The sequence below is a fragment of the Ruegeria sp. BG8 genome (assembly GCF_056538325.1).
Genome location: NZ_JBQFSZ010000001.1, coordinates 188,956 through 210,479 on the forward strand (window position 1 = coordinate 188,956; position 21,524 = coordinate 210,479).

Below are 21,524 nucleotides of genomic sequence, written 5' to 3' on the forward strand. Positions count from 1 at the left end.
CAGTGCCTCTTTACTCTCTTACTCTGATCCGTGAAGGAGATTCGTACTTTCTGTTAGGCAAAGCGAACGAGCGTCGAAAACTCGGGTTTTTCGCAGAGCCGGTCAATGCAGCACGTTACCTTAGCGAAAACCCTAGACCTGATTTTTCGACCATCGTGATACCAAACAATGAAATCGCCGATGCATTTGGCCTGAACTTAATCCCACTAGTTCATCGTAGAGACCGTGTTGTCATGTCTAATCGGATCACGAAATTTATTTGTAGCGCTATTGGAGATGGGCTGTACTAATGGACTTCCTCAACGCTTTTGTAGCGCTCTCCAACTTCGTTCTTGTTCCCGCAATCGCTTATGGCAGCCAGTTGGCGCTGGGCGCTCTGGGGGTGACGCTGATCTATGGAATCCTGCGGTTCTCGAACTTTGCCCATGGCGACACGATGGCCTTTGGCGCGATGATTGCTGTGCTGGTCACATGGGGACTGCAAGCGGCGGGTGTCAGTTTCGGGCCGCTGCCGACCGCTCTGCTCGCCCTGCCCTTTGCTATTCTGGGCTGTATCGTTCTGGTGCTGGTCACGGACCGGCTGGTTTACAAATTCTACCGCGAACAAAAGGCCAAGCCGGTTATTCTGGTGATCGTGTCGATGGGCGTGATGTTCATCATGAACGGTCTCGTGCGGTTCATCATCGGACCAGATGACCAACGCTTCTCGGACGGAGCGCGCTTCATTATCTCGGCCCGTGATTTCAAGGCGATGACCGGGCTGCGTGAGGGGCTGGCGATCAAGACCTCGCAGGGCATCACTGTTATCGTGGCCGTTGTAGCGGTTGCGCTGCTGTTCTGGTTCCTGAACAAAACCCGTACCGGCAAATCGATGCGCGCGTATTCGGATAACGAAGATCTGGCACTGCTGTCCGGTATCAATCCCGAGCGCGTGGTGATGATCACGTGGATTATTGTGGCAGCTCTGGCAACCACGGCGGGCGTGCTTTACGGCCTCGACAAAAGCTTCAAACCCTTCGTCTACTTCCAGCTTCTGTTGCCCATTTTTGCCTCGGCCATCGTAGGTGGGCTCGGCAATCCGCTGGGTGCGATCGCAGGTGGATTTATTATCGCCTTCTCTGAGGTGACCATCACCTATGCGTGGAAAAAGGTGCTGACATATCTTGCACCGGAAAGCCTGGAGCCTTCGGGCTTGGTTCAATTCCTGTCCACCGATTACAAGTTCGCCGTCAGTTTTGCTATCTTGCTGATTGTACTGCTGTTTAAGCCCACGGGTCTGTTCAAGGGGAAAGCGGTATGAGCGAGCCAGTCAAAAACACACTGCTTTTCGTTTTGGTCGCAGGCCTGATCCTTTTGACCGGTTTTACGCAGAGCTGGAACGCGGCAATCCTGATCCTGAACATGGGCCTGATCTCGGCGATCATGTCGATTGGGGTGAACCTGCAATGGGGTTTTGCGGGGCTTTTCAACGTGGGCGTGATGGGGTTCGTCGCGCTGGGCGGGCTGGCCGTTGTGCTGGTGTCGACCCCGCCCACGCCCGGCGCGTGGTCCAGCGGTGGGTTCGGTGTCATCCTCGCGCTACTGCTGGGGGCAGCGACCGTGGTTGCGGCAGTGATGATCGCCAAGAAAATGCCAAAAGGGCGGACACAAACGCTTGCGATCATCGGAATTCTGATCGTGGGCTTTTTCATATACCGCGCGATCTTTGACCCGAATGTTGCCGCGATTGAGGCGATTGACCCCGCCGTCGCGGGCAATATCGGCGGGCTGAACCTTCCGGTTTTGCTGGCCTGGCCCGCAGGTGGTTTACTGGCTGCGGGCGCGGCCTGGTTGATTGGCAAGACTGCTTTGGGTTTACGATCGGATTATCTTGCTATTGCGACGCTCGGAATTGCCGAGATCATTATCGCGATTATGAAGAACGAAGACTGGCTGGCACGCGGGGTCAAGAATGTATACGGCATCCCACGCCCTGCCCCGGTGGTTGGGTATGAGGTCGATCTTCAACAGGATCCCGGTTTTATCGCGCGCGCAGACTGGCTGGGGATTGACCCGGTCATCGCGTCTACGCTGTCGGTTAAGTTGGGCTATTCCCTGTTGTTCATGATCGTTCTGCTTGCGCTTTTGTGGATGGCGCAAATGGCGTTGAAAAGCCCGTGGGGCCGTATGATGCGCGCGATCCGTGACAATGAAGTCGCGGCTGAGGCGATGGGTAAGGATGTAACCCGCCGCCACTTGCAGATCTTTGTACTGGGATCCGCCATATGTGGCATTGCAGGTGCAATGATGACCACGCTGGACGGTCAGTTGACTCCGGGCACATATAATCCGCTGCGCTTCACGTTTCTGGTCTGGGTTATGGTCATCGTCGGCGGCTCGGGTAACAACTTTGGGGCCGTTCTGGGTGCCTTTCTGATCTGGTTTCTGTGGGTTCAGGTCGAACCGATTGGGCTGTGGCTCATGAACCTGATCACCTCTGGCATGACGGACGGAAGTGCCCTGAAAACTCACCTGGTGGAAAGCGCCGCACATATGCGCTTGTTCACGATGGGGCTGATATTGCTGATTGTGCTCAGGTTCAGTCCACGCGGGCTTATTCCCGAGAAATAGGCATTAGATGCTAAAAGAAAACAGACCGCGCCTGATCATGGGCGCGGTTTCTTGATTTAGATCCGCAGGGCGTTTAGACGGTTTCCAGTGGTCCTTGAACCAACCTTTTGGCGTTTACGGGAATTTATCTTGTTAAGCCAATAGTGCGATAAACTTTAATAGAACAAAGAGTTCACATGACGCCGATGCTGACCAAACCACTTATCCTTCTGCCATTGCTCGTTGGGCTTGCTGGCTGTGTTCCCAGCCCGGAAGACTTTGAGTCCACTCCGGTAAAAGTCCAGACCCCCAAAGGCGAAGTGACCTGTCAGCTGTATCGTCAGGATCGCGTGAGTTGGGACCGCGCCATCGATTTCCCTGCGACCGAAATGACCGTTCCAGAGGCTGATGCCTACTGCAAGCAAGAAGGTCAGCGCCGCCTGAAAGGCTGACACACAAAGCGGGAGGGTTTGAGCCCTCCCCACCGCGTCGGTTATCTGTTTTTGAACAGCCCACCCAGAATACCGCGTACAATCCGTCTGCCCGTGGTGCCCTTTAGCTCTTTGATGACGGCTTCACTCATGGCGGTGGCGAACGTATCCTTTTTTCGCACAACCCGCGAAGACGACCGCCCGACTCTGCCTCCGGAATATCGCCTTGCGGTCGCAAATTCTCGTTCCGCGACGGATTGCGACTCTATCTGTTCTTCGGCTTCGGCGGCTTCTTTCGCTGCAGCGTCGGCCCGAGCCTGAAGAATTTCAAATGCAGATCGCCTGTCTTTCAAAGTCCCGTATTTCACCTGCATGGGCGAAGCTTTTACTATCGACTGACGTTCAGCCGAGCTTATCGGCCCCAGTTGTGATCCCGGCGGTCTGATAAGGGTTCGTTCAACCATCCCCGGTACGCCCTTCTTTTGCAGCATCGACGTCACGGCCTCGCCAACACCGACTTCTCGGATTGCGGATTCTGTGTCAAAGGCCGGATTCTCGCGATAGGTCTCAGCGGCAAGGCGCAGGTTCTTGCGGTCCCTCGCGGTAAAGGCACGCAACGCGTGCTGTACGCGATTTCCCAACTGTCCAAGAATATCCTCGGGTATGTCGGCCGGATTTTGCGAAATGAAATAGACACCAACGCCTTTGGATCGGATCAAACGTGCCACCTGTTCGACCTTGTCGACAAGTATTTTGGGCGCGTCGTCAAACAGAAGATGCGCCTCGTCAAAAAAGAAGACCAGTTTCGGTTTATCCGGGTCTCCAACCTCTGGCAATTCTTCGAAAAGTTCGCTGAGCAACCACAAAAGAAACGTTGCATACAGTCGCGGCGACCCCATCAACTTGTCAGACGCAAGGATGTTGACCGCACCATGTCCATTTTGGTCCGTTTGCATTAGATCACTAAGTTCCAACGCCGGCTCACCAAACAGGTTGTTCCCGCCTTGGTTTTCCAGCACCAGCAGACGACGTTGGATGGCACCAATCGAAGCCGTCGACACGTTTCCGAACCTGAGGGACAACTGGGTTCGGTTTTCACCGATCCAAACAAGCAACGACTGCAGGTCCTTGAGATCCAAAAGGGGCATCCCCTCATCATCCGCTACCCGAAAGGCGATGTTCAGAATGCCTTCCTGCGCTTCGCTCAGGTCCATCAGGCGTGATAGCAGCAGCGGTCCCATCTCGGTTACGGTCGTGCGGACCGGATGTCCCTGCTCACCGAACAAATCCCAGAAGGTTACAGGGCATGCAGCGTACGCATAATCAGAAAACCCTATCCGTTCCGCGCGATCACGAAATGCCCCGTGCAGTTTGTGCGATTCACTCCCGGCCTTGGCCAATCCGGAAAGATCACCTTTCACATCAGACAGAAAAACCGGAACGCCCGCTTTAGAAAACCCCTCGGCCAGAATTTGCAAGGTGACTGTTTTGCCGGTCCCTGTCGCGCCAGCGATCAGGCCATGTCGGTTGGCGTATTCCAAGCTCAGAGTTTGCGGCTGCGCATAGTCTTTACCACCACCACCCAGAAAGATATTATTTCCCATTGCTTTAACGCCCTGATTTCCACCGATCTGGGACCACCATACAAATTTAATAATTGCCTGCGATAGTCTATTTGCCGCCTCAGCCTAGCGTGGTTTGGGCGGCAAACTTCCTCCCTGTCGACTGGCCGCGCCTTCGGGCGCGGTTTTTTTCGCAGAAATGGGGCTTTGACATTAATTTTTGACGTTAGCAGTTGACCGGTGGCCTCCCCTTTCGTAACGTCTGCGCATAACTAAGTCGGCCAGTCCGACGGGGAGAAAATTATACGAAAGGGAGCCGCTCCACCGGCTCCCTTTTTCAATGTCAGAACTCGCTCTAGCGCGCCCGCGAATGGCAAAAATCTGATCACACCCTTGATATCGGCCGCTTAAGGACTGACACCTTCTCATAAGAGTGTTAGACCGAGCAAAAAGCTCAATCACATTGCCGAGGCATACATGATCAAGAAAACACTATCCTTCAGCCTTGTTGCGACGGCCCTATGGTGTGGCGTGTCATTCGCACAAGAAGCATCCGAAGAAACGGAAACCCCACCAGCCCAAACCGACCTGGACCTTGGTGAGACAGGACCCCGCGTGGGTGAGCAATACCTCAAGGAAGAGGTGGGTGATTGGGCAATCATGTGCATCAAGACCGACACCGATGCAGACCCATGCGCCATGCGGCAAATCCTTGTGGGCAACCAAGGTCAGCCTATCGCCGAAATCACGGTTGAAAAGCTTCCCGAAACTGCCCCGGCCGCAGCAGGCGCTACGGTCATCGTGCCACTTGAGGTTCTGCTACAGGCACAACTGGCCCTGTCAATCGACGGCGCGCCCGGTAAGCGCTACAACTTCCATCACTGCAATCCCGTGGGCTGCCTTGCGCAGTTGGGCTTTACAGCCGAAGACGTTGCTGCGATGAAAAGCGGCTCTAAGGGAACATTGTCGATGGTGCCGTTGGTTGCACCTTCTCAGCTGTTGCAGCTTGAAATCTCGCTGGCAGGTTTCACCGCAGGTTTTGACGGGCTGGAAATCAACGAAAACTGAAGTTTGAAATCAATTGCGGGTGGCTGGGTAAAATAGCCGCCCGCTAAGATGCGCCCGTCAGACTTTTTTCATCGCAAGTACAGCGTTCAAGCCGCCAAAAGCAAAAGCATTGCTCAGGGCAATCTCGACCTTGGCGTCCCGAGCGTCGTTTGGCACCACGTCCAACGCGCATTCCGGGTCTGGTTCTTCATAGCCGATGGTCGGCGCGATTACCCCATCGCGCAAAGCCATGATACAGGCCAACAGTTCGACCGCACCGGTGCCGCCAATCAAATGGCCATGCATGGATTTCGTGGAAGAAATCATCAAATCATCCGCATGCGGCCCGAAAACATCTGCCACAGCAGCGCATTCCGTTTTGTCGTTTGCCGCTGTTCCGGTGCCATGGGCGTTGATGTAGCCAACCTGATCTGCGTTCAGTTGCGCGTCAGCCAACGCCCCGGACATAGCCCGAGAAGCGCCTTGTTTACTTGGCATCACTATGTCGGCCGCGTCGGAAGACATTGCGAAGCCAACGACCTCACACAAAATATCGGCGCTGCGCGCGCGCGCATGCTCGAACTCTTCAAAGACAAAAACCCCGGCGCCTTCGCCTTGAACCATCCCGTTACGGTTCGCACTGAATGGGCGGCAGGCGTCTTTGGACATCACACGCAGCCCCTCCCACGCCTTTACGCCACCAAAACACAGCATGGATTCAGAGCCGCCCGTCAACATGGCCGGAGCCATACCGCTGCGCACCATCTGAAAAGCCTGCGCCATTGCATGGTTTGAAGACGCGCACGCTGTCGAGACGGTAAAGCTGGGCCCCTTCAGATTATGCTCCATCGAAACGTGGCTGGCCGCCGCATTGTTCATAAGCTTGGGCACGACGAAGGGATGCACCCGGTTTTTTCCGTCTTCGTAGACAGAGCGGTAGTTATCGTCCCATGTCGAAACACCACCGCCCGCAGTGCCTAAGACCACACCCGATCTGGCCGCCAGTTCGCCATGGAATTCGATGCCAGATTGATCGATCGCCTCTTTGGCGGCTGTCAGCGTGAACTGTGTGAACCGGTCGTAAAGGCTCATCTGCTGGCGGTTAAAGCGTCCCTCAGCCTCGAACCCACGAACCTGACCACCGATCTTGATGGCCAAGCGTTCGACATCGCGGAACTCGAGCGCGGAAATTCCGCAACGCCCCTCACGCATCGCCTCAAGCGTCGCGGGAACCGAGTGGCCTAACGAGTTGATTGTCCCGGCACCAGTAATAACAACGCGTTTCATGGCCGCGCGTCAGACCTTTTCCGACACAAGTTTTTCTATCCCAGCGATAATCGCCGCAACGTTAGAGATATCGAAATCACTTGCCGTGGGTTCATTGGCATTGAACGGCACAGAGATGTCGAATTCTTCCTCTATCGCAAAGATACTCTCGACCAGCCCAAGGCTATCAATGCCCAGATCCTCGAGCGTACTTTCGGGCGTCACGTCCGAAGGCTCCAGCACGGCCTGTTCGGCAATGATGGCAATGACGCGGTCTGTGATGCTCATGTCGATCCTCTGATTATCACGTTGAGGATGATTTAATCGCTCGACGACTGTTTGGAAACAGCCTTTTTCAGCGCCTCGACGTCACGCGCCAACCGGGGCAAGCGGCGCTGGGCTTTGTAAATGTCAGTATGCGTTTCCATCTTAATTCCGGGATATCCCATAATCACGCGCCCAGCCGGTACGTTCGACAGGATTTTGGTTCCCCCGCCCGAGATTACGCCATCTCCGATAAAGATGTTATCGACAACACCGGTCTGCCCACCGAGAACAACGTTATTCCCGATTTCGACCGATCCCGATACGCCCGTTTGTCCGCACAGCAGGCAATCGTTGCCCACGCGCGTGTTGTGTCCCACATGAACCAGGTTATCCAACTTGGACCCATTTCCGATCCGGGTGTTCCGGATCGTGCCGTTGTCGACGGTACTATTGGCACCAACCTCGACGTCATCCCCGATCTCGACCGCGCCCAAAGAATGAATGCGCAACCAGCTTTGAGCCCGAGCATCACCTTTGTCGCCCATTGTCTTACGAACATTCTCAACATCGGACACTTCGGGTGTCACATAGCTGAAGCCATCACCACCAATGCGGGCACCCGGTTGCGCCATGAAACGATCACCAATCTGCGCGCGCGCGCCAATGCTAACCATTTCGCGCAAAACAGCGTTTTCGCCAATAACAGCATCCATCCCAATCGTGCAATGCGGGCCTATGACAGCCCCTGCTCCGATGCGAGCGCGAGGGCCGACGACCGTCAGTGGACCGATCGAAACGTCCTCTCCCAGCACTGCTGAAGGGTCGACAACGGCAGAAGGGTGAATGCCTGCTTCGACGCCCTGCCCTTTGTCCAGTCTCGCAGTTATTCCGGCCATCGCCATACGCGGCCGGGCAACAAAAATAGCGGCGTCCAACCCAAAAGACTGCCAATCAGCCCCTTCCCACAACACAGCTACCCGAGCAGCCCCTGCCGTGAGAGCTTCGGCATATTTGGGAGACATTGCCATCGCCAACTGTTCTGGCCCAGCATCTGCGGGCTCGGCAGCACCACTGATGACAAGGTCAAGGTCGCCCTGGCATTCAGCACCCAGCGCTTCGGCGATTTCCTGAACAGTATATTGCATGTCGGGCTTCCCGGATCTTAGGGTTCACCCCGGTGCTTACCCCTGAACGTCCGGCAGGGCCACCCCTGCTTTTTGCAATGCGTCCCAGATTTTCTGGTCTCGGCCATAGACATCCCGCCGGTACTGAGCATCCCCCTTAGGGCCAATATATGCCGTACGATAAATCAGGTGCACAGGTACATGCTTCTCCAATGGAACTGTCGTTTCCTTACCAGTGGCAAGGATACGCTGGAAAAATGCTTTGGGGTCTTCTTTCTGTTTGGCCAGAAGAGCATAGGCAAACTCGAAAGGCTGCGCCAATCGGATGCATCCATGTGAAAAGGCCCGCGTTTCCCTTGCGAACAAACTTTTCTGTGGAGTATCATGCAGATAGATATTGTACTTATTCGGGAACATGAACTTCACAAGACCCAACGCGTTGCTTTGGCTAGGCGGTTGGCGCATGGCAAACGGGAAATTGCGGGCAGTGAACTGAGTGAAATCCACCGCCCCCCTGTCAATCTGACGCCCACTCCGGTCCGTGATGTGTATATGGCCAACCGCATTTGGGTCGGATTGCAGTTGCGGCAGATATTCCTTGGTGATGATCGAGCGTGGGACATACCAGCTTGGGTTAATGACCATATGCTCCATTTCGTCCGAGAACTCGGGGCTCCGACGATCATGGACGTTCTTTCCGATGACCGCCCGCGTTTCAAATGTCACCAAACCATCATCGACAATCTTGGCCGAGAAATCAGCCTGATTGACCAGGATATGCCGCTCACCCCGTTCACGTGGCAACCATCGTTCCCGCTCCAGCGCAACATAAACAGCCTTGAGCCGCTCGGCCGCGCTGCGGTTTAGTTCGGTAATTGTGCCTTGGCCTGCCACACCATCGGCCGCCAGACCATGCGAAGTTTGAAACTCTTTCACTGCGGCCAGCATCGCGTCATCGAATGTCGGACTCGCAGTGGGTTTGAGGTACCCCATAGAAACCAAACGATTGCGCAGTTTGATTACGTTTTTGCCGCTGTCGCCGTATTCCAGTTTGTCGACAGGAACACCCGCGCCCCAACCGCCTTGGTCCACAAGCTTTTGCAGAGCGACTTTTTGCTTCATCAGCGCGCGGTACTGCGCCGTTTGCGGGGCGAGCTGATCGAAATAGGCAACATCCCAATCCAACAGACCTTTCAGGTGTTCTTTTTCCGATTTTCGCTCGACCTTTCGAACCAGCCCTTCGTCAATAGTCGACGGTCGCAATGCGCCCGAATACAGATCGTTTGCGTAGGCGACGAACGCCCGGCTCAACGCGATTTCCGCAGCGCCTAAATCCCGCAGCGAACGCGCATCAGACATAAGGGCAACCAACCCTTCAACATCGTAGGTCTGTTTGGGTAACCCGTGCATATGAGCAGACGACAGCGCCTGAATCAGCCTAGCCCGACGTGCCTGATGTTGTGGTGTCGATCCGACCCAAATCGGTGCAAAGCCGTTTTCGCGATAAAACTCGGCGACCTGTGTTCCCGAAGGCGCAAATTCCGCAACAGCCATTTGAAACCCGGTCGAGGGCACCTCTTGCGTGGTTGCAAAAGCTGCTGTTGCCCCCAAAAAGGCGGCCACCGCTAAGGAAGAAGACGCACGAAAGAATGCTCGCATCGGATACCCTGAATATACAAAGACTTAAGCGCTTACATGAGCGCGTCGAACAAATATGGTTATTGCCCGACACCATTGTCTATTCACAAATGCATCAATTCAGCGCTTATGTTTCGGCGTGATGCGCGTTTGCATCGCCACTGGCGATCTGGGCAATTTTGCCTCAAGTTTAGACGAAAAATCGTCATCTGCGCAAAAAACTGCCGAAAATTCCCCCTTGAAAAGGTGATTTTGAAAGACTTCTTGGCGGTCTTTTAGGTCTATGCCATAAAAACGCCATCTGGGATGGGAAAAAATTAAGAACGCGCGCGTAACATCGTGTGCAGGCAGGAACAGTACGGGACGAAACAAAAATGACTACGAGCAGTTCCTCGGGCTTGACCCGGCGGGCCCTTTTGGGCGCATTCGCCGCAACCGCAGTTGTTGCAGCACCGACATATTCCAATGCAGCAGGTTTTCTTCGCGGCGGCGGTGATATTCGCCGTATTCGTATGTATTCCGGTCGCACTGGCGAACGTATCGATATGATATATTGGGTCGACGGCAAATACATCAAGGATGCTGTCAAAGAAGTGAACAACTTTATGCGCGACTGGCGGACGGATCAGGTCAAGGACATGGATCTTCGCACAATCGACATCATGGCGGCCTCTCACAACCTGCTGGACGTTAGCGAGCCTTACACGCTGCTGTCAGGATACCGCTCACCTCAGACAAACGCGATGCTTCGGTCCCGCTCGCGTCGTGTTGCCAAGAACTCGTTGCACATGAAGGGTCAGGCGGCTGACCTGCGCCTGTCTTCGCGCTCTGTTTCTCAGGTGGCCAAGGCGGCGATGTCTTGCCGTGCGGGCGGCGTCGGGAAGTACTACCGCTCGAACTTCGTGCACATGGATTGCGGTGACGTCCGTTCTTGGGGCGGATAACGCTTACCCGTTACTAGGTTTATTTAGACCAGGTGGCGCGATCGATTTGATCGCGCTTGTTCTGTTTTTAGTTCTTATTTGATCACGGCTCGCTGGATACCTAAGCGCAGTTTTTTCTGAGCTGTTTGAGTTTCTGTTCCGAGAGTATCCAAGCGAAACAAACCCAGATAATCTGTTGCAACAAACAACTCTGAACGAACGCCAGTCGTTGTTACGAGTGTGAACGGCACAACCCGCTAACCTCAAGTAGACAAGGCATCTTTCCCATTGGCGAACAGCGTCTGCTGCTTCCAAGACAAAAGCCTGTGGCACCCTACAACTACGAGAAAATGGCGCACCTGAGAGGATTCGAACCTCTGGCCTCTGCCTTCGGAGGGCAGCGCTCTATCCAGCTGAGCTACAGGTGCCTTGGACGTTAGCTAACCTTGTTCCGATCCGGGTGCAACTGGAAATCGACCCGGATCAGGATGTGATCAGGCAAACAAATCATGCGCTAATTCCAGCGCGTCGACCAGCGTATCAACCTCGTCTGTCGTGTTGTACAGGCCAAAGCTGGCCCGGCACGTTGCAGCGACCCCAAAGAAATCCATCAGGGGGCCCGCACAGTGATGACCGGCCCGAACAGCCACGCCTTTTTTGTCCAAAATGGTAGAGACATCATGTGCATGCCCTGCCCCATCCAGAGTAAAACTGAAAATGGCCGCCTTGTCGGGCTGTGTCCCTTGGACCTGCAACCAGTTCAGACCTGACAGCTTTTGTACCGCATAGTCGCGCACTCCGGCCTCGTGTGCGGCGATGTTGTCCATCCCCAGATCCATCATGTACTCCAAAGCAACACCCAGCCCGATTGTCTGAACGATACCAGGTGTGCCAGCTTCGAATTTCATCGGTGGATCGTTGTAAGTCACTTCGTCTTTGCTGACCTCCTTGATCATATCGCCGCCGCCAATAAAGGGGCGCATCTCAGCCATCCGTTCGGACTTGATATAGATCGCCCCTGATCCGGAAGGGCCATATAGTTTGTGACCGGTGATCGCGTAGAAATCGCACCCGATATCCTCGACATTCACCGGCATGTGCACCGCGCCCTGGCTTCCGTCGACCAGAACCGGCACGCCTTTGGCATGCGCGCCTTCTGTTATGGTCTTGACGTCAACAACGGTGCCCAAAACGTTTGAGCAATGCGTTACGGCAACCAGCTTTGTTTTTGAGCCAATCGCGTCGATAACGGCCTGGGGATCAAGGCCACCGTTCGCGTCCACGTCGATCCATTTCAACACAACACCTTGCCGTTCGCGCAGGAAGTGCCACGGGACGATATTGGCGTGATGCTCCATCACGCTGAGAACGATCTCATCCCCTGCCTGAAGGCGCGGCATTGCCCATCCATAAGCGACAAGGTTGATCCCTTCGGTCGTCCCCGAGTTCAGGACAATTTCATTCTCATTCGAAGCCCCCAAAAACCGGGCGATCGTGCCACGAACGGACTCGTATTTTTCAGTCGCCAGGTTTGAGAGATAATGCAGTCCCCGATGAACGTTTGCATATTCTTCGGCATAGGCGCGCGTCACAGCGTCGATGACAACCTGCGGCTTTTGGGCCGAAGCTCCGTTATCAAGATACGTCAGCGGCTTACCATTGACCTCTCGAGACAGGATCGGAAAGTCCGCACGGATTTTCTGCACGTCATACATGGTGTTTTCTTTCCTATACCGGGCCGGCTGGAGTTAAGGCGAGGACAAAGGGCACCGCAACCAAAGCAGATAGGGCGATGACCCCAAAAGACTTCAGGATAGACCCGAATTTATGCGCTTCATTAATGAAATGCAGCGTGACGTAAAGGCTGACAATTGCTGTCCCCAACAAAAGCATCACCATCAGGAACGGCACAACAAGGGAAACGAGCAGAGTAACCAACAGAGCGGCAACCTGAAGAAACTGCAGCCAGACCGAAAGGATCATGATGTCCGGAAACCTGGCAACTCCCCCCATCAGCCGTCCGATGATCAAAAAGGCAAAAATACTCAGCATCATAGTGCCAGCCGATCGAATAAGACCAATCAAGACAGGCTCGGCCGGAGTTATAGGTTCACCCTCCGGTACCGGCATCAGTTGGTCTATTCCGACCTGAACCAGACCATTCAGAACAACGGCCAAGAAAAACGCCAGCCAAAGCGCCTCGCGCCCGGGCCGAAATTCCAGCAATTGACGGGCCGCCGCGGCGGGGTTGGTCAAGGTCAAGACCACCAGATTGATCAGGGCCTGAGCATTCATTCCGGATACCTTTGCACCTGCCTGAGGCCCGACAGCCAGAACCACAGGAAGAAAGCGCACCAAACCAAACCGACAATTGTCAGGGTTGGGCCCGGTCCTATGAAACCCGCTACCAATCCGTTCAGAAGCAGTAAGGGCGTCGAAGATAACAGCGCCCAGAACAAAGCAACCCGCGCGCCATAGGCCGTCCCCTTGCCGCCGACCATCCGAGCGGCCCCATAGGACACAAACGCCAGGGCGTAAAAGAACAGAGGCAGGATAATGACCGTGCCCAAAAGCGCACCGCCCATGAGCATGTTCAGCTCCAGACCTTCAAGATGGGCACGACGCGACAGGCTGGGCAGTTGCGCGATAAAGGCAACGACGCAAAAGGCCATCACGAAAACCAAAGCGCGGTCTTCTCGCTGACCCAAATCAAGAAGCCGGCGCACCACGCGCCCCGGCCCCCGATAGGTAGCAACTATATCCGACGTCACCGGCATCAGCTGTGACGCGACAACCAGCCTTCAAGGCGATCAACAATCGCCTGAGCCAAGGTATCATCCTCGATCTCGTCAACGGCTTCTGCCAGAAACGCCAGCGTCAACATATTCGTGGCATCCTTGGTCGGAACCCCGCGAGAGCGCAGGTAAAACAAAGCCGTTTCATCAATCGCACCTGACGTTGAGCCGTGTGAACACGCAACATCGTCCGCGTAGATTTCCAGCTCAGGCTTGGCAAGAAACTGGCTGTCATCATCCAACAACAATGACTGGCTGATCTGATAGCCATCGGTTTTCTGGGCGCCTTCCTTAACAAGGATCTTGCCTTGGAAAACCCCGGTGGCACCGTTGCGCAGAACCTTCTTGAACACCTGGCGACTTTCGCAGTTCACCGCGTCATGGGTCACAAAAACCGTATCATCATGGTGAAAATCACCATCGCCGACACAGGCACCGGCGACATGAGCGACGGCGTCATCTCCGGTCAGTTCCACGACCTGTTCGTTGCGTGTCAGAACACCATTCACTGTTAAGGTGAAAGACTTGTAGACAGACTCCTTACCCAAACGTGTGAACATATGCGTGGCAGCCCTGCGCTCATGATCGCGACCTTGCGCGCGCACATGATGCAGCGTGCCCTCGTCAGCGATGTCAATCTCCATGCACTTGTTAAACCGCGAAGCTGCCGGACCATTTTCGAGGATCGTAACCTCGGCCCCGCTTTCGACACGGATAATATGGTGCAACATCGCATCCGATGTCTCAGAAGCATGCCTATATACAAAGCTGATCGGCTTGGACGGTTTGCCCGTCACATGAATTGCAATTCCGTCTGCAGCAAAGGCCGTGTTCAGCGCAGCCAACGGGCGCTGAACGGGTACCTGACCCCGTGCTTCAAGAACGCCATACAACTCTTTGGCCCAGTGAATATCCTTGAAGCAAATGTCCTCGATGCGGTCGATCGTGACACCTTCCAAGGACAGATCGTCGGATTCTTCGGGGCTGAAAACACCATCCACGAAAACGATCTTCAACCGGTCCAGATCGCTGAACAGCATCGCCTCATCCGCGTTAAACAGTGCGGCTTTAGGCGCTTCGGGTGAGATCAGGGTATCTGGTTGGGTGTATTTCCAATATTCATCCCGCCGGCCCGGCAGGCCCATTTCCTGCACACGTGCCAACGCATCCTCACGCGCAGCGCGTGTGCAGCTGGCATCGGGCATCACCAGATTGGCGAGACGCGCCTCGGTTGCGGTTTGTTTTACTTCGGGCAAAGCCATCAGTTCACCTCGGCCAGAATATCGGCATAGCCGTTGTTTTCGACTTCCAGCGCCAGATCGGGGCCACCGGTTTTGACGATTTTCCCATCCGCCATGATGTGAACGACATCAGGTTTAATATGGTCCAGAAGACGTTGATAATGGGTGATAACCAGGAAACCCCTGCCTTCGTCACGCAGGGCATTCACACCCTCGGCCACCAGCTTCATGGCGTCGACATCCAGCCCCGAGTCCGTCTCGTCCAAGATGCACATCTTGGGTTCCAGCATGGCCATTTGCAGAATTTCGTTCCGCTTTTTCTCACCACCAGAGAAACCGACATTCACCGGGCGCTTTAGCATGTCGGCATCAATCTTCAGGGATTTCGCCTTTGCCCGCACAACTTTCAGGAAATCGGCCGCCGACAGTTCTTCTTCGCCACGCGCCTTGCGCTGAGCGTTCACCGCTGTGCGAAGGAAGGTCATATTGCCAACACCCGGAATCTCGACCGGGTATTGGAACGCAAGAAAGATCCCTGCCGCAGCGCGTTCTTCAGGCTCCATCTCAAGCAAGTCTTCGCCATCCAGTGTGGCCGAACCTTCGGTGACATCATATCCGTCCCGCCCTGACAGCACATAGCTGAGGGTCGACTTGCCCGAGCCATTCGGCCCCATGATCGCATGCACCTTTCCGGCTTCGACCGCCAGATCGACGCCCTTAAGGATCTGCTTTTCTTCTTCTTCGAGTTTGACGTGCAGGTTTTTGATTTCCAGCATGTTTTTTCCTTTTGCGCATCGCAAGGGCGCGTGGCCCGGTTTATCCTTCTAAGGCTGTAGATCCCGTTCAATCACAGCCACCAATAGTCCCAAAATTCACCCGCTCCAGTAGGCTCGGACTTTCTGCAGTTGGCCTTTCCATGTACCAAAGACCAAAAGGGAAAGTCCGCCCAACAAAAATAAGCTGATGAACCCCGCAATAGGGCCATTCATTAAAAACGCCGCCAATATGACCGCCGCGAAAGCGCTCAATAATGGAAGCACGACCCGCCGCGTCGCCCAGACGACACCCACAGCACGAGCGCCTTCGCTGGCGTTTTGTCGAAACACCTCGGCTTCGATCTTTGGGTCGATGGGAGCGGGCATGGATCAGCCCACGGAACCTTCTAGCGAGATCGCCACAAGCTGTTGGGCTTCCATCGCAAATTCCATCGGGAGTGCCTGCAAAACGTCCTTGCAGAACCCGTTGACGACCAGCGCCACGGCCTCTTCTTCGTCCATACCGCGCTGACGGCAGTAGAACAGTTGATCGTCATCGACCTTAGACGTTGTCGCTTCGTGTTCGACGCGGCTGGAGTTATTCTTGACCTCGATATAGGGCACGGTGTGGGCACCACATTTATCGCCGATCAGCAAGCTGTCACATTGTGTGTAGTTCCGGCTGTCTTTGGCCTTTTGATGCATGGAAACCAACCCACGATACGTGTTTTGGGCTTTCCCTGCGCTGATCCCTTTGGACACGATCCGCGACTTGGTGTTTTTACCCAAGTGGACCATCTTGGTGCCCGTGTCGGCCTGCTGATAGTTGTTTGCGATGGCGATCGAGTAAAATTCGCCCTGGCTTTCGTTACCACGCAGGATGCAGGACGGATATTTCCATGTCACAGCGGACCCTGTTTCGACCTGCGTCCACATCACCTTGGAGCGGTCGCCCCGGCAATCTGCGCGTTTGGTTACGAAGTTGTAGATACCGCCTTTGCCGTTCTCATCGCCGGGGAACCAGTTCTGAACGGTCGAGTATTTAACCTCGGCGTCTTCTTCGATGATGATCTCGACAACAGCGGCATGCAATTGCGCCGTGTCGCGCTGCGGAGCCGTGCATCCCTCCAGGTAGGAGACATACGAGCCTTTGTCCGCGATGATCAAAGTCCGCTCAAACTGTCCTGTGTTTTCGGCGTTGATACGGAAATATGTGCTCAGCTCCATCGGGCAACGCACACCCGGCGGGATGTAGACGAACGAGCCGTCCGAAAAGACCGCAGAATTCAGCGTCGCATAAAAGTTGTCCGAAACGGGCACGACCGAGCCCAAGTATTTCTTAACCAATTCCGGATGCTCTTTGATCGCTTCAGAAATCGAACAGAAGATAACACCGGCTTTCTTCAGCTCTTCCTGGAAGGTCGTCCCAACAGAAACCGAGTCGAAAACAGCATCGACCGCGACCTTACGGCCTTCGGCTGGCATATTCTCTGCGCCTTCAACACCGGCAAGAATCATCTGCTCTTTCAGGGGGATACCCAGCTTTTCGTATGTAGCCAGAAGCTTGGGATCGACATCATCCAGCGACTTTGGCTTTTCTTCCATCGATTTGGGGCGCGCATAGTAGTACTGATCCTGAAAGTCGATCTTGGGATAGCTGACCATTGCCCAGTTCGGCTCATCCATTTTGGTCCAGCGCTCGAACGCGGCCAGACGCCATTCGGTCATCCACTCCGGTTCTTCGTTTTTCTCCGAGATCAGACGGACGATATCGGGATTCACACCTTTCGGTGCGTATTCCATCTCGATATCAGTCTCCCACCCATATTTGTAAGTGCCGACTTCTCGCACCGCGTCCACGGTTTCCTGATCGACACCTTCTTTTACTTGGGTCTGGTCCAAAGCGGCCATTAACACACCCTCCGTCAGATCACGCTGCACGCGCGCGATGCTTTTTCTCTTTTTCCAGCCACGTTTCGGCGAAACGCAGCACATCTTCTTCCGTTGTCAAAGGACCCAGCGAAACGCGTATCGCGCTGGCTGCTGTGACCTCGTCGTAGCCCATCGCAGTCAAGACTGCGCTGGCGCGAACCTTGCCGCTGGAACAGGCAGAGCCCGCACTTACCGCAAAACCCGACAAATCCATCTGCATAACCTGCGTCTCACCTTTCCAACCGGGCGTGGCAAAACACAGCGTGTTTGGCAGTCGTTCCTCGTCTTTCCCGACAAAAATAGTAGATTTAGAACCAGCCTCAAGGGCCTTTTCTAGAATATTTCTAAATTCTTTGATTTGGTCCCAAACTCCATTAGCCAAATCACGAGCCGCTGCTTCAGCTGCGGCACCGAACCCCGCGATTCCAAACACGTTTTCCGTGCCAGAGCGACGACCCATTTCCTGACCACCGCCCTTGATACGTGCAGCCAGATCCGTGCCGCGCTTCATCACAACAGCGCCGATGCCCTTAGGCCCGCCCAATTTATGTGCAGAAACCAACGCCATCTGAACGTCCAGCCAGTTAAAAGCCAGCGGCAACTTACCGAACGCCTGCGTGGCATCTGTCACAGCCAAGCCGGAGGGTAACTGCTGAACAATACCCGTCTCTGAGTTCGCAATTTGCAACGTTGAAAGACTCGGGTCTGGCACAGACACATGCCCTCTCTCCGACACCTGTAAATCTTCTATAGTCCATGCTCTTACCGCATCGTGTTCAACTGCTGCGCCGTGAATTTCCCGCCCTTCAAGCGCTAATGCAGCCCCCTCGGTCGAGCCCGAAGTAAATACGATGTCTGCACCATCCGCGCCAAAAGCAGACGCAATCTGAGCTCGGGCACGTTCGACCAGTGCCTTTGCAGCGCGCCCCTCGGCGTGTACCGAAGACGGGTTGCCGCACACATCCATTGCCGCGATCATCGCTTCTCGCGCCTCAGGTCGAAGCGGCGCAGTCGCGTTGTGATCAAGGTAAACACGAGTCATGGATGCACCTTATTCGCGACCCGGCCACGTGTAGAAAAATGCAGGCTTCCTGTTTTCATGTCACTCGTCCACGACCGCGAACAGGCTTGGGACCGCCGGGCAAGGTGCCAGATCGTTTTTGATCACGTCAGACAAGCGCGTCTGGTGCAAAAACACATAAACATGGGCGCTTAGCCCTTCCCACAAACGATTGGTCAAAGACTGAGCTCGACTTCCCGAAGATGCTCCTGACGCACCTGCACCTTTCTGCAAAGCATCAACCGTTTCATCCACCGCAGACAGAATCTCAACGACCCGAATTTCCGACGGTGGACGCGCAAGACGGTATCCACCACCAGGCCCGCGAACCGAGGCGACAAGCTCAGCCCGACGCAGCTTAACAAACAACTGCTCAAGATACGGCAGAGAGATGTCCTGGCGATCGGAGATTTCGCTTAACGTCACCAAGCCATCGGAAGGCTGAAGGGCGATATCGGCCAAGGCCACCATCGCATAACGACCTTTAGTCGAAAGCTTCATTGTCATTCCCTCATGGCAGTTTACGCGCGAAATCATTGACGCCGTCGCCGCCAGTGCGTATCTCCGACTGACAGCGCAAAAGCGCTTAGCAACACAATTAGAACCGTTCTAAGGTGCCCGACGATTATCGTCAAGTATTTACGGGCCCAAAGACGTAAAGACAGGACCGACGCACACATGCCCGAGGTGATTTTTCCCGGACCCGAAGGCCGCCTGGAAGGCCGCTACCACCCGCAAAAGGAAAAAGACGCACCGATCGCCATCGTGCTGCACCCGCATCCTCAGTTCGGCGGGACCATGAATAATAAGGTGGTCTATAACCTGCACTATGCGTTCTACAACATGGGCTTCACCGTGTTGCGGTTCAATTTTCGCGGCGTGGGTCGCAGCCAGGGTGAATACGATCAGGGCGTGGGCGAACTCAGCGATGCGGCATCGGCACTGGATTACCTGCAGTCGATGAACAACAATTCGAAACACTGCTGGGTCGCAGGCTTCTCCTTCGGCGCGTGGATCGGGATGCAATTGTTGATGCGTCGACCTGAAATCACCGGATTTATCAGTGTCTCGCCCCCTGCGAATATGTACGACTTTTCGTTCTTGGCACCCTGCCCTTCGTCTGGCCTGATCATCAACGGATCGTCCGACCGGGTTGCTCCGCCGTCTGATACGACCGCTTTGGTGAACAAGCTGCACGAGCAAAAAGGTATCACCATCACGCATAACGAAGTCGAAGGCGCTGATCACTTTTTCCAGGATCGCCATATGGACACGCTGATTACCGACGTCAGCGATTACGTGAAACGCCGCCTAACCGAGACCACACGCTGATGTCAGAAACGCTTTCCACCCTCGCGGCGAAGCTGGCCGAAGACACGGTCAAAGTCATGGATGAAACCGGTGACGATCGCTTTTACGTCGAGGTTGGTGAGCTTCTGGGTGCATCTTCTCAAACCCTGGAAGAAGCATTCCTGACCGAAATTCGGGTTCGACTGGCAGAGCGGAAAGCCCGCCAGTTCGTGATCCAAAGGTTGGCGAAGCACAGACAAAAAGTTAAGGCGATCGAAAAGCAATGACCGAACGGCTGCCGGCGCAAATCGAATTTCTTAGCCGCGCGGACTCATTAAAATCGGTTGAACGCGCGAATACCCTACTGGACCAATCCCGTCGGGAAAACTCGGCCGAGCATAGCTGGCAATTGGCTTTATGGGCTCTGGTTATGGCCCCCTATGCGGATAGCTCAGTTAATATCGACCGCGTCATTCGCATGCTTTTGCTGCACGACCTTGTCGAGATCATAGTCGGCGACCACCCGATTCATCTGGAAACCGATTGGCAAGCTGTAGAACAGGCCGAGCATCAAGCGGCTACCGAACTTTTCGCCATGCTCCCTAGTGACCAAACGAACGAGTTTCTATCGCTGTGGCGAGAATTCGAGGCTGACGCGACACCTGACGCAAAATTCGCCAAGTGTCTGGATCGTTGCCAGCCGCTTTTTCAGGTGCTCTGCGCCCCGGCTCCAAACCCCGACCACTTGACTGTGGTACGTGAAAACCTGAACGGTGGGCGCGCTGCGTATTTGGAACAAGCATTACCGGATGCATATGCCCTTGCGGTCGCGTGGTTGGAAAGACAAGACCATACACAATCAGGTTTTTCGGACCGCATTCCCTTTCTTGCTGAAAGTGACAAACTGAAATCCGTGAACCGAGCCTCGCGGCTTTTGTCCGGAGGTCGCTTTGAAAACTCGGCAGAACATTCATGGCATATTATGCTATATGCGTGGGTTCTGTCTGAATATGCAGCACCTGAGGTCTCATTAAACCGCGTTCTCAAAATGTTGTTATTGCACGATATTGTCGAGATCGACGCGGGTGATCACCCGATCCACGGGCAGGTGGACCACGCAGCGCAAGAGGCCGAGGAACAAGCAGCCGCAGATCGCTTGTTTGGTATGCTTCCGGCGGATCAAAAAGATGAATTCCGCGCAATTTGGCAGGAGTTCGAGACAGCCGAAAGCCCAGACGCCCGTTTTGCGAAGGCCATTGATCGTTTCCAAACTCCAATCGGAAATCTGGCAACCGGTGGCGGGTCTTGGGTCGACTACAAGGTTACGCTGCAACAGATTGAGGACCGCGTAGGCGCACCAATCACACGTGGCGCACCACAGCTTTGGGCGTGGTTACGACCTCAATTGGAAACGTATTTCGCAGAAAACATGCCCGCGTGAAAGTTGCATATGCCGGCTCAGCACTTTTCGAACCGGAAAAACTCGTTTTTCAACTCTTATACAATAGCTTACATATTTTTTATAAAGTAACCTTCATCAACATAACTCGTGTGAAAAATTGCGCTTGCCACAGGCCCAGGAATAGTGCTCAACCCGCAAAACA

General features: G+C 54.6%; 22 protein-coding genes and 1 tRNA gene. 8 read left to right on the forward strand and 15 right to left on the reverse strand.

The genetic code is table 11. The features are described 5' to 3' along the window. The first annotated feature begins 289 nt into the window (after nt 1-289). The 3 genes from ACR0DG_RS01010 (at nt 290) to ACR0DG_RS01020 (ending at nt 3,041) form a co-directional block, all read left to right on the forward strand. Nucleotides 290-1,300: a branched-chain amino acid ABC transporter permease gene (locus ACR0DG_RS01010; RefSeq protein WP_480693573.1), complete on the forward strand. Its 1,011-nt coding sequence runs from the start codon at nt 290-292 to the stop codon at nt 1,298-1,300. Continuing rightward, on the forward strand, nt 1,297-2,610 hold the full coding sequence (locus ACR0DG_RS01015) for a branched-chain amino acid ABC transporter permease (protein WP_480693574.1): 1,314 nt from the start codon (nt 1,297-1,299) through the stop codon (nt 2,608-2,610). Before ACR0DG_RS01010 ends, ACR0DG_RS01015 begins: the two co-directional genes overlap by 4 nt. Nucleotides 2,611-2,786: 176 nt before the next feature. Beyond that, the gene (locus ACR0DG_RS01020; protein WP_480693575.1) at nt 2,787-3,041 is read left to right on the forward strand and encodes a hypothetical protein; all 255 of its coding nucleotides are present in this window, start codon (nt 2,787-2,789) and stop codon (nt 3,039-3,041) included. A gap of 41 nt (nt 3,042-3,082) precedes the next feature. On the opposite strand, the gene ACR0DG_RS01025 is transcribed toward ACR0DG_RS01020, so the two are convergent. Then, entirely contained in the window at nt 3,083-4,624 is a 1,542-nt protein-coding gene (locus ACR0DG_RS01025; protein WP_480693576.1) for a helicase HerA-like domain-containing protein, read from the reverse strand. 435 nt (nt 4,625-5,059) lie between these two features. On the opposite strand from ACR0DG_RS01025, the gene ACR0DG_RS01030 reads away from it, so the two are divergent. Next, entirely contained in the window at nt 5,060-5,650 is a 591-nt protein-coding gene (locus tag ACR0DG_RS01030) for an invasion associated locus B family protein (RefSeq protein ID WP_480693577.1), read from the forward strand. Between the two features lie 57 nt (nt 5,651-5,707). Here ACR0DG_RS01030 and ACR0DG_RS01035 read toward each other — a convergent pair whose 3' ends face one another. From ACR0DG_RS01035 to ACR0DG_RS01050, 4 genes are read right to left on the reverse strand one after another with little or no spacing between them, the layout of a single operon-like run. Further along, nucleotides 5,708-6,916: a beta-ketoacyl-[acyl-carrier-protein] synthase family protein gene (locus tag ACR0DG_RS01035; protein WP_480693578.1), complete on the reverse strand. Its 1,209-nt coding sequence runs from the start codon at nt 6,914-6,916 to the stop codon at nt 5,708-5,710. Between the two features lie 9 nt (nt 6,917-6,925). Next, nucleotides 6,926-7,183, reverse strand: a complete 258-nt coding sequence (locus tag ACR0DG_RS01040) for an acyl carrier protein (protein WP_170760709.1) — start codon at nt 7,181-7,183, stop codon at nt 6,926-6,928. 32 nt (nt 7,184-7,215) lie between these two features. Beyond that, nucleotides 7,216-8,307 (reverse strand): UDP-3-O-(3-hydroxymyristoyl)glucosamine N-acyltransferase, encoded by a 1,092-nt coding sequence (lpxD, locus tag ACR0DG_RS01045; RefSeq protein WP_480693579.1) that lies wholly within the window; start codon nt 8,305-8,307, stop codon nt 7,216-7,218. A 36-nt stretch (nt 8,308-8,343) separates the two neighbouring features. Beyond that, on the reverse strand, nt 8,344-9,945 hold the full coding sequence (locus ACR0DG_RS01050; protein ID WP_480693580.1) for a L,D-transpeptidase family protein: 1,602 nt from the start codon (nt 9,943-9,945) through the stop codon (nt 8,344-8,346). Between the two features lie 353 nt (nt 9,946-10,298). Between ACR0DG_RS01050 and mepK the strand changes: the two genes are divergently transcribed. Then, nucleotides 10,299-10,868 carry a peptidoglycan L,D-endopeptidase MepK gene (gene mepK, locus ACR0DG_RS01055; RefSeq protein ID WP_480693581.1) on the forward strand — a complete coding sequence of 190 codons (570 nt, stop codon included), beginning with the start codon at nt 10,299-10,301 and terminating at the stop codon, nt 10,866-10,868. A 330-nt stretch (nt 10,869-11,198) separates the two neighbouring features. Here mepK and ACR0DG_RS01060 read toward each other — a convergent pair. From ACR0DG_RS01060 to iscR, 10 genes are all read right to left on the reverse strand, one after another. Further along, nucleotides 11,199-11,275: transfer RNA gene (locus tag ACR0DG_RS01060), tRNA-Arg, on the reverse strand. Nucleotides 11,276-11,341: 66 nt separating this feature from the next. Next, nucleotides 11,342-12,562, reverse strand: a complete 1,221-nt coding sequence (locus ACR0DG_RS01065) for a cysteine desulfurase (RefSeq protein ID WP_480693582.1) — start codon at nt 12,560-12,562, stop codon at nt 11,342-11,344. Between the two features lie 13 nt (nt 12,563-12,575). Next, nucleotides 12,576-13,142, reverse strand: coding sequence for a YIP1 family protein (locus ACR0DG_RS01070; protein ID WP_480693583.1), 567 nt, complete (start codon nt 13,140-13,142; stop codon nt 12,576-12,578). Then, a complete protein-coding gene (locus ACR0DG_RS01075; protein WP_480693584.1) occupies nt 13,139-13,624 on the reverse strand; it encodes a YIP1 family protein in 486 nt (161 codons plus the stop codon). The genes ACR0DG_RS01070 and ACR0DG_RS01075 overlap by 4 nt, the downstream gene beginning before the upstream one ends. After that, complete coding sequence (locus ACR0DG_RS01080; RefSeq protein ID WP_480693585.1) at nt 13,624-14,904, reverse strand: SufB/SufD family protein; 1,281 nt, start codon at nt 14,902-14,904, stop codon at nt 13,624-13,626. Before ACR0DG_RS01080 ends, ACR0DG_RS01075 begins: the two co-directional genes overlap by 1 nt. Beyond that, nucleotides 14,904-15,659, reverse strand: a complete 756-nt coding sequence (sufC, locus tag ACR0DG_RS01085; protein ID WP_480693586.1) for a Fe-S cluster assembly ATPase SufC — start codon at nt 15,657-15,659, stop codon at nt 14,904-14,906. The genes ACR0DG_RS01080 and sufC overlap by 1 nt, the downstream gene beginning before the upstream one ends. A 96-nt stretch (nt 15,660-15,755) precedes the next feature. Further along, nucleotides 15,756-16,025, reverse strand: coding sequence for a hypothetical protein (locus tag ACR0DG_RS01090; protein ID WP_480693587.1), 270 nt, complete (start codon nt 16,023-16,025; stop codon nt 15,756-15,758). A 3-nt stretch (nt 16,026-16,028) separates the two neighbouring features. Then, on the reverse strand, nt 16,029-17,549 hold the full coding sequence (gene sufB, locus ACR0DG_RS01095; RefSeq protein WP_480693588.1) for a Fe-S cluster assembly protein SufB: 1,521 nt from the start codon (nt 17,547-17,549) through the stop codon (nt 16,029-16,031). A gap of 19 nt (nt 17,550-17,568) precedes the next feature. After that, the gene (locus ACR0DG_RS01100) at nt 17,569-18,612 is read right to left on the reverse strand and encodes a cysteine desulfurase family protein (protein ID WP_480693589.1); all 1,044 of its coding nucleotides are present in this window, start codon (nt 18,610-18,612) and stop codon (nt 17,569-17,571) included. A 60-nt stretch (nt 18,613-18,672) separates the two neighbouring features. Continuing rightward, the gene (iscR, locus tag ACR0DG_RS01105) at nt 18,673-19,131 is read right to left on the reverse strand and encodes a Fe-S cluster assembly transcriptional regulator IscR (RefSeq protein ID WP_480693590.1); all 459 of its coding nucleotides are present in this window, start codon (nt 19,129-19,131) and stop codon (nt 18,673-18,675) included. 177 nt (nt 19,132-19,308) lie between these two features. On the opposite strand from iscR, the gene ACR0DG_RS01110 reads away from it, so the two are divergent. From ACR0DG_RS01110 to ACR0DG_RS01120, 3 genes are read left to right on the forward strand one after another with little or no spacing between them, the layout of a single operon-like run. Next, nucleotides 19,309-19,962, forward strand: a complete 654-nt coding sequence (locus ACR0DG_RS01110) for an alpha/beta hydrolase (protein WP_480693591.1) — start codon at nt 19,309-19,311, stop codon at nt 19,960-19,962. Beyond that, entirely contained in the window at nt 19,962-20,207 is a 246-nt protein-coding gene (locus ACR0DG_RS01115) for a hypothetical protein (RefSeq protein WP_480693592.1), read from the forward strand. The genes ACR0DG_RS01110 and ACR0DG_RS01115 overlap by 1 nt, the downstream gene beginning before the upstream one ends. Further along, a complete protein-coding gene (locus tag ACR0DG_RS01120) occupies nt 20,204-21,361 on the forward strand; it encodes an HD domain-containing protein (protein WP_480693593.1) in 1,158 nt (385 codons plus the stop codon). Before ACR0DG_RS01115 ends, ACR0DG_RS01120 begins: the two co-directional genes overlap by 4 nt. Nucleotides 21,362-21,524 lie beyond the last annotated feature (163 nt).

Excerpts from the sequence above, each read along its gene's own strand:
- ACR0DG_RS01080 (WP_480693585.1), bottom strand. The coding sequence starts at position 14,904 with ATGGCTTTGCCCGAAGTAAAACAAACCGCAACCGAGGCGCGTCTCGCC.
- ACR0DG_RS01100 (WP_480693589.1), bottom strand. The coding sequence starts at position 18,612 with ATGACTCGTGTTTACCTTGATCACAACGCGACTGCGCCGCTTCGACCT.
- sufC (WP_480693586.1), bottom strand. The coding sequence starts at position 15,659 with ATGCTGGAAATCAAAAACCTGCACGTCAAACTCGAAGAAGAAGAAAAG.
- ACR0DG_RS01110 (WP_480693591.1), top strand. The coding sequence starts at position 19,309 with ATGCCCGAGGTGATTTTTCCCGGACCCGAAGGCCGCCTGGAAGGCCGC.
- mepK (WP_480693581.1), top strand. The coding sequence starts at position 10,299 with ATGACTACGAGCAGTTCCTCGGGCTTGACCCGGCGGGCCCTTTTGGGC.
- sufB (WP_480693588.1), bottom strand. The coding sequence starts at position 17,549 with ATGGCCGCTTTGGACCAGACCCAAGTAAAAGAAGGTGTCGATCAGGAA.
- iscR (WP_480693590.1), bottom strand. The coding sequence starts at position 19,131 with ATGAAGCTTTCGACTAAAGGTCGTTATGCGATGGTGGCCTTGGCCGAT.
- ACR0DG_RS01015 (WP_480693574.1), top strand. The coding sequence starts at position 1,297 with ATGAGCGAGCCAGTCAAAAACACACTGCTTTTCGTTTTGGTCGCAGGC.
- ACR0DG_RS01090 (WP_480693587.1), bottom strand. The coding sequence starts at position 16,025 with ATGCCCGCTCCCATCGACCCAAAGATCGAAGCCGAGGTGTTTCGACAA.
- ACR0DG_RS01115 (WP_480693592.1), top strand. The coding sequence starts at position 19,962 with ATGTCAGAAACGCTTTCCACCCTCGCGGCGAAGCTGGCCGAAGACACG.
- ACR0DG_RS01035 (WP_480693578.1), bottom strand. The coding sequence starts at position 6,916 with ATGAAACGCGTTGTTATTACTGGTGCCGGGACAATCAACTCGTTAGGC.
- ACR0DG_RS01030 (WP_480693577.1), top strand. The coding sequence starts at position 5,060 with ATGATCAAGAAAACACTATCCTTCAGCCTTGTTGCGACGGCCCTATGG.
- ACR0DG_RS01120 (WP_480693593.1), top strand. The coding sequence starts at position 20,204 with ATGACCGAACGGCTGCCGGCGCAAATCGAATTTCTTAGCCGCGCGGAC.
- ACR0DG_RS01010 (WP_480693573.1), top strand. The coding sequence starts at position 290 with ATGGACTTCCTCAACGCTTTTGTAGCGCTCTCCAACTTCGTTCTTGTT.
- ACR0DG_RS01065 (WP_480693582.1), bottom strand. The coding sequence starts at position 12,562 with ATGTATGACGTGCAGAAAATCCGTGCGGACTTTCCGATCCTGTCTCGA.
- ACR0DG_RS01050 (WP_480693580.1), bottom strand. The coding sequence starts at position 9,945 with ATGCGAGCATTCTTTCGTGCGTCTTCTTCCTTAGCGGTGGCCGCCTTT.
- ACR0DG_RS01025 (WP_480693576.1), bottom strand. The coding sequence starts at position 4,624 with ATGGGAAATAATATCTTTCTGGGTGGTGGTGGTAAAGACTATGCGCAG.
- ACR0DG_RS01070 (WP_480693583.1), bottom strand. The coding sequence starts at position 13,142 with ATGAATGCTCAGGCCCTGATCAATCTGGTGGTCTTGACCTTGACCAAC.
- ACR0DG_RS01040 (WP_170760709.1), bottom strand. The coding sequence starts at position 7,183 with ATGAGCATCACAGACCGCGTCATTGCCATCATTGCCGAACAGGCCGTG.
- ACR0DG_RS01020 (WP_480693575.1), top strand. The coding sequence starts at position 2,787 with ATGACGCCGATGCTGACCAAACCACTTATCCTTCTGCCATTGCTCGTT.
- ACR0DG_RS01075 (WP_480693584.1), bottom strand. The coding sequence starts at position 13,624 with ATGCCGGTGACGTCGGATATAGTTGCTACCTATCGGGGGCCGGGGCGC.
- lpxD (WP_480693579.1), bottom strand. The coding sequence starts at position 8,307 with ATGCAATATACTGTTCAGGAAATCGCCGAAGCGCTGGGTGCTGAATGC.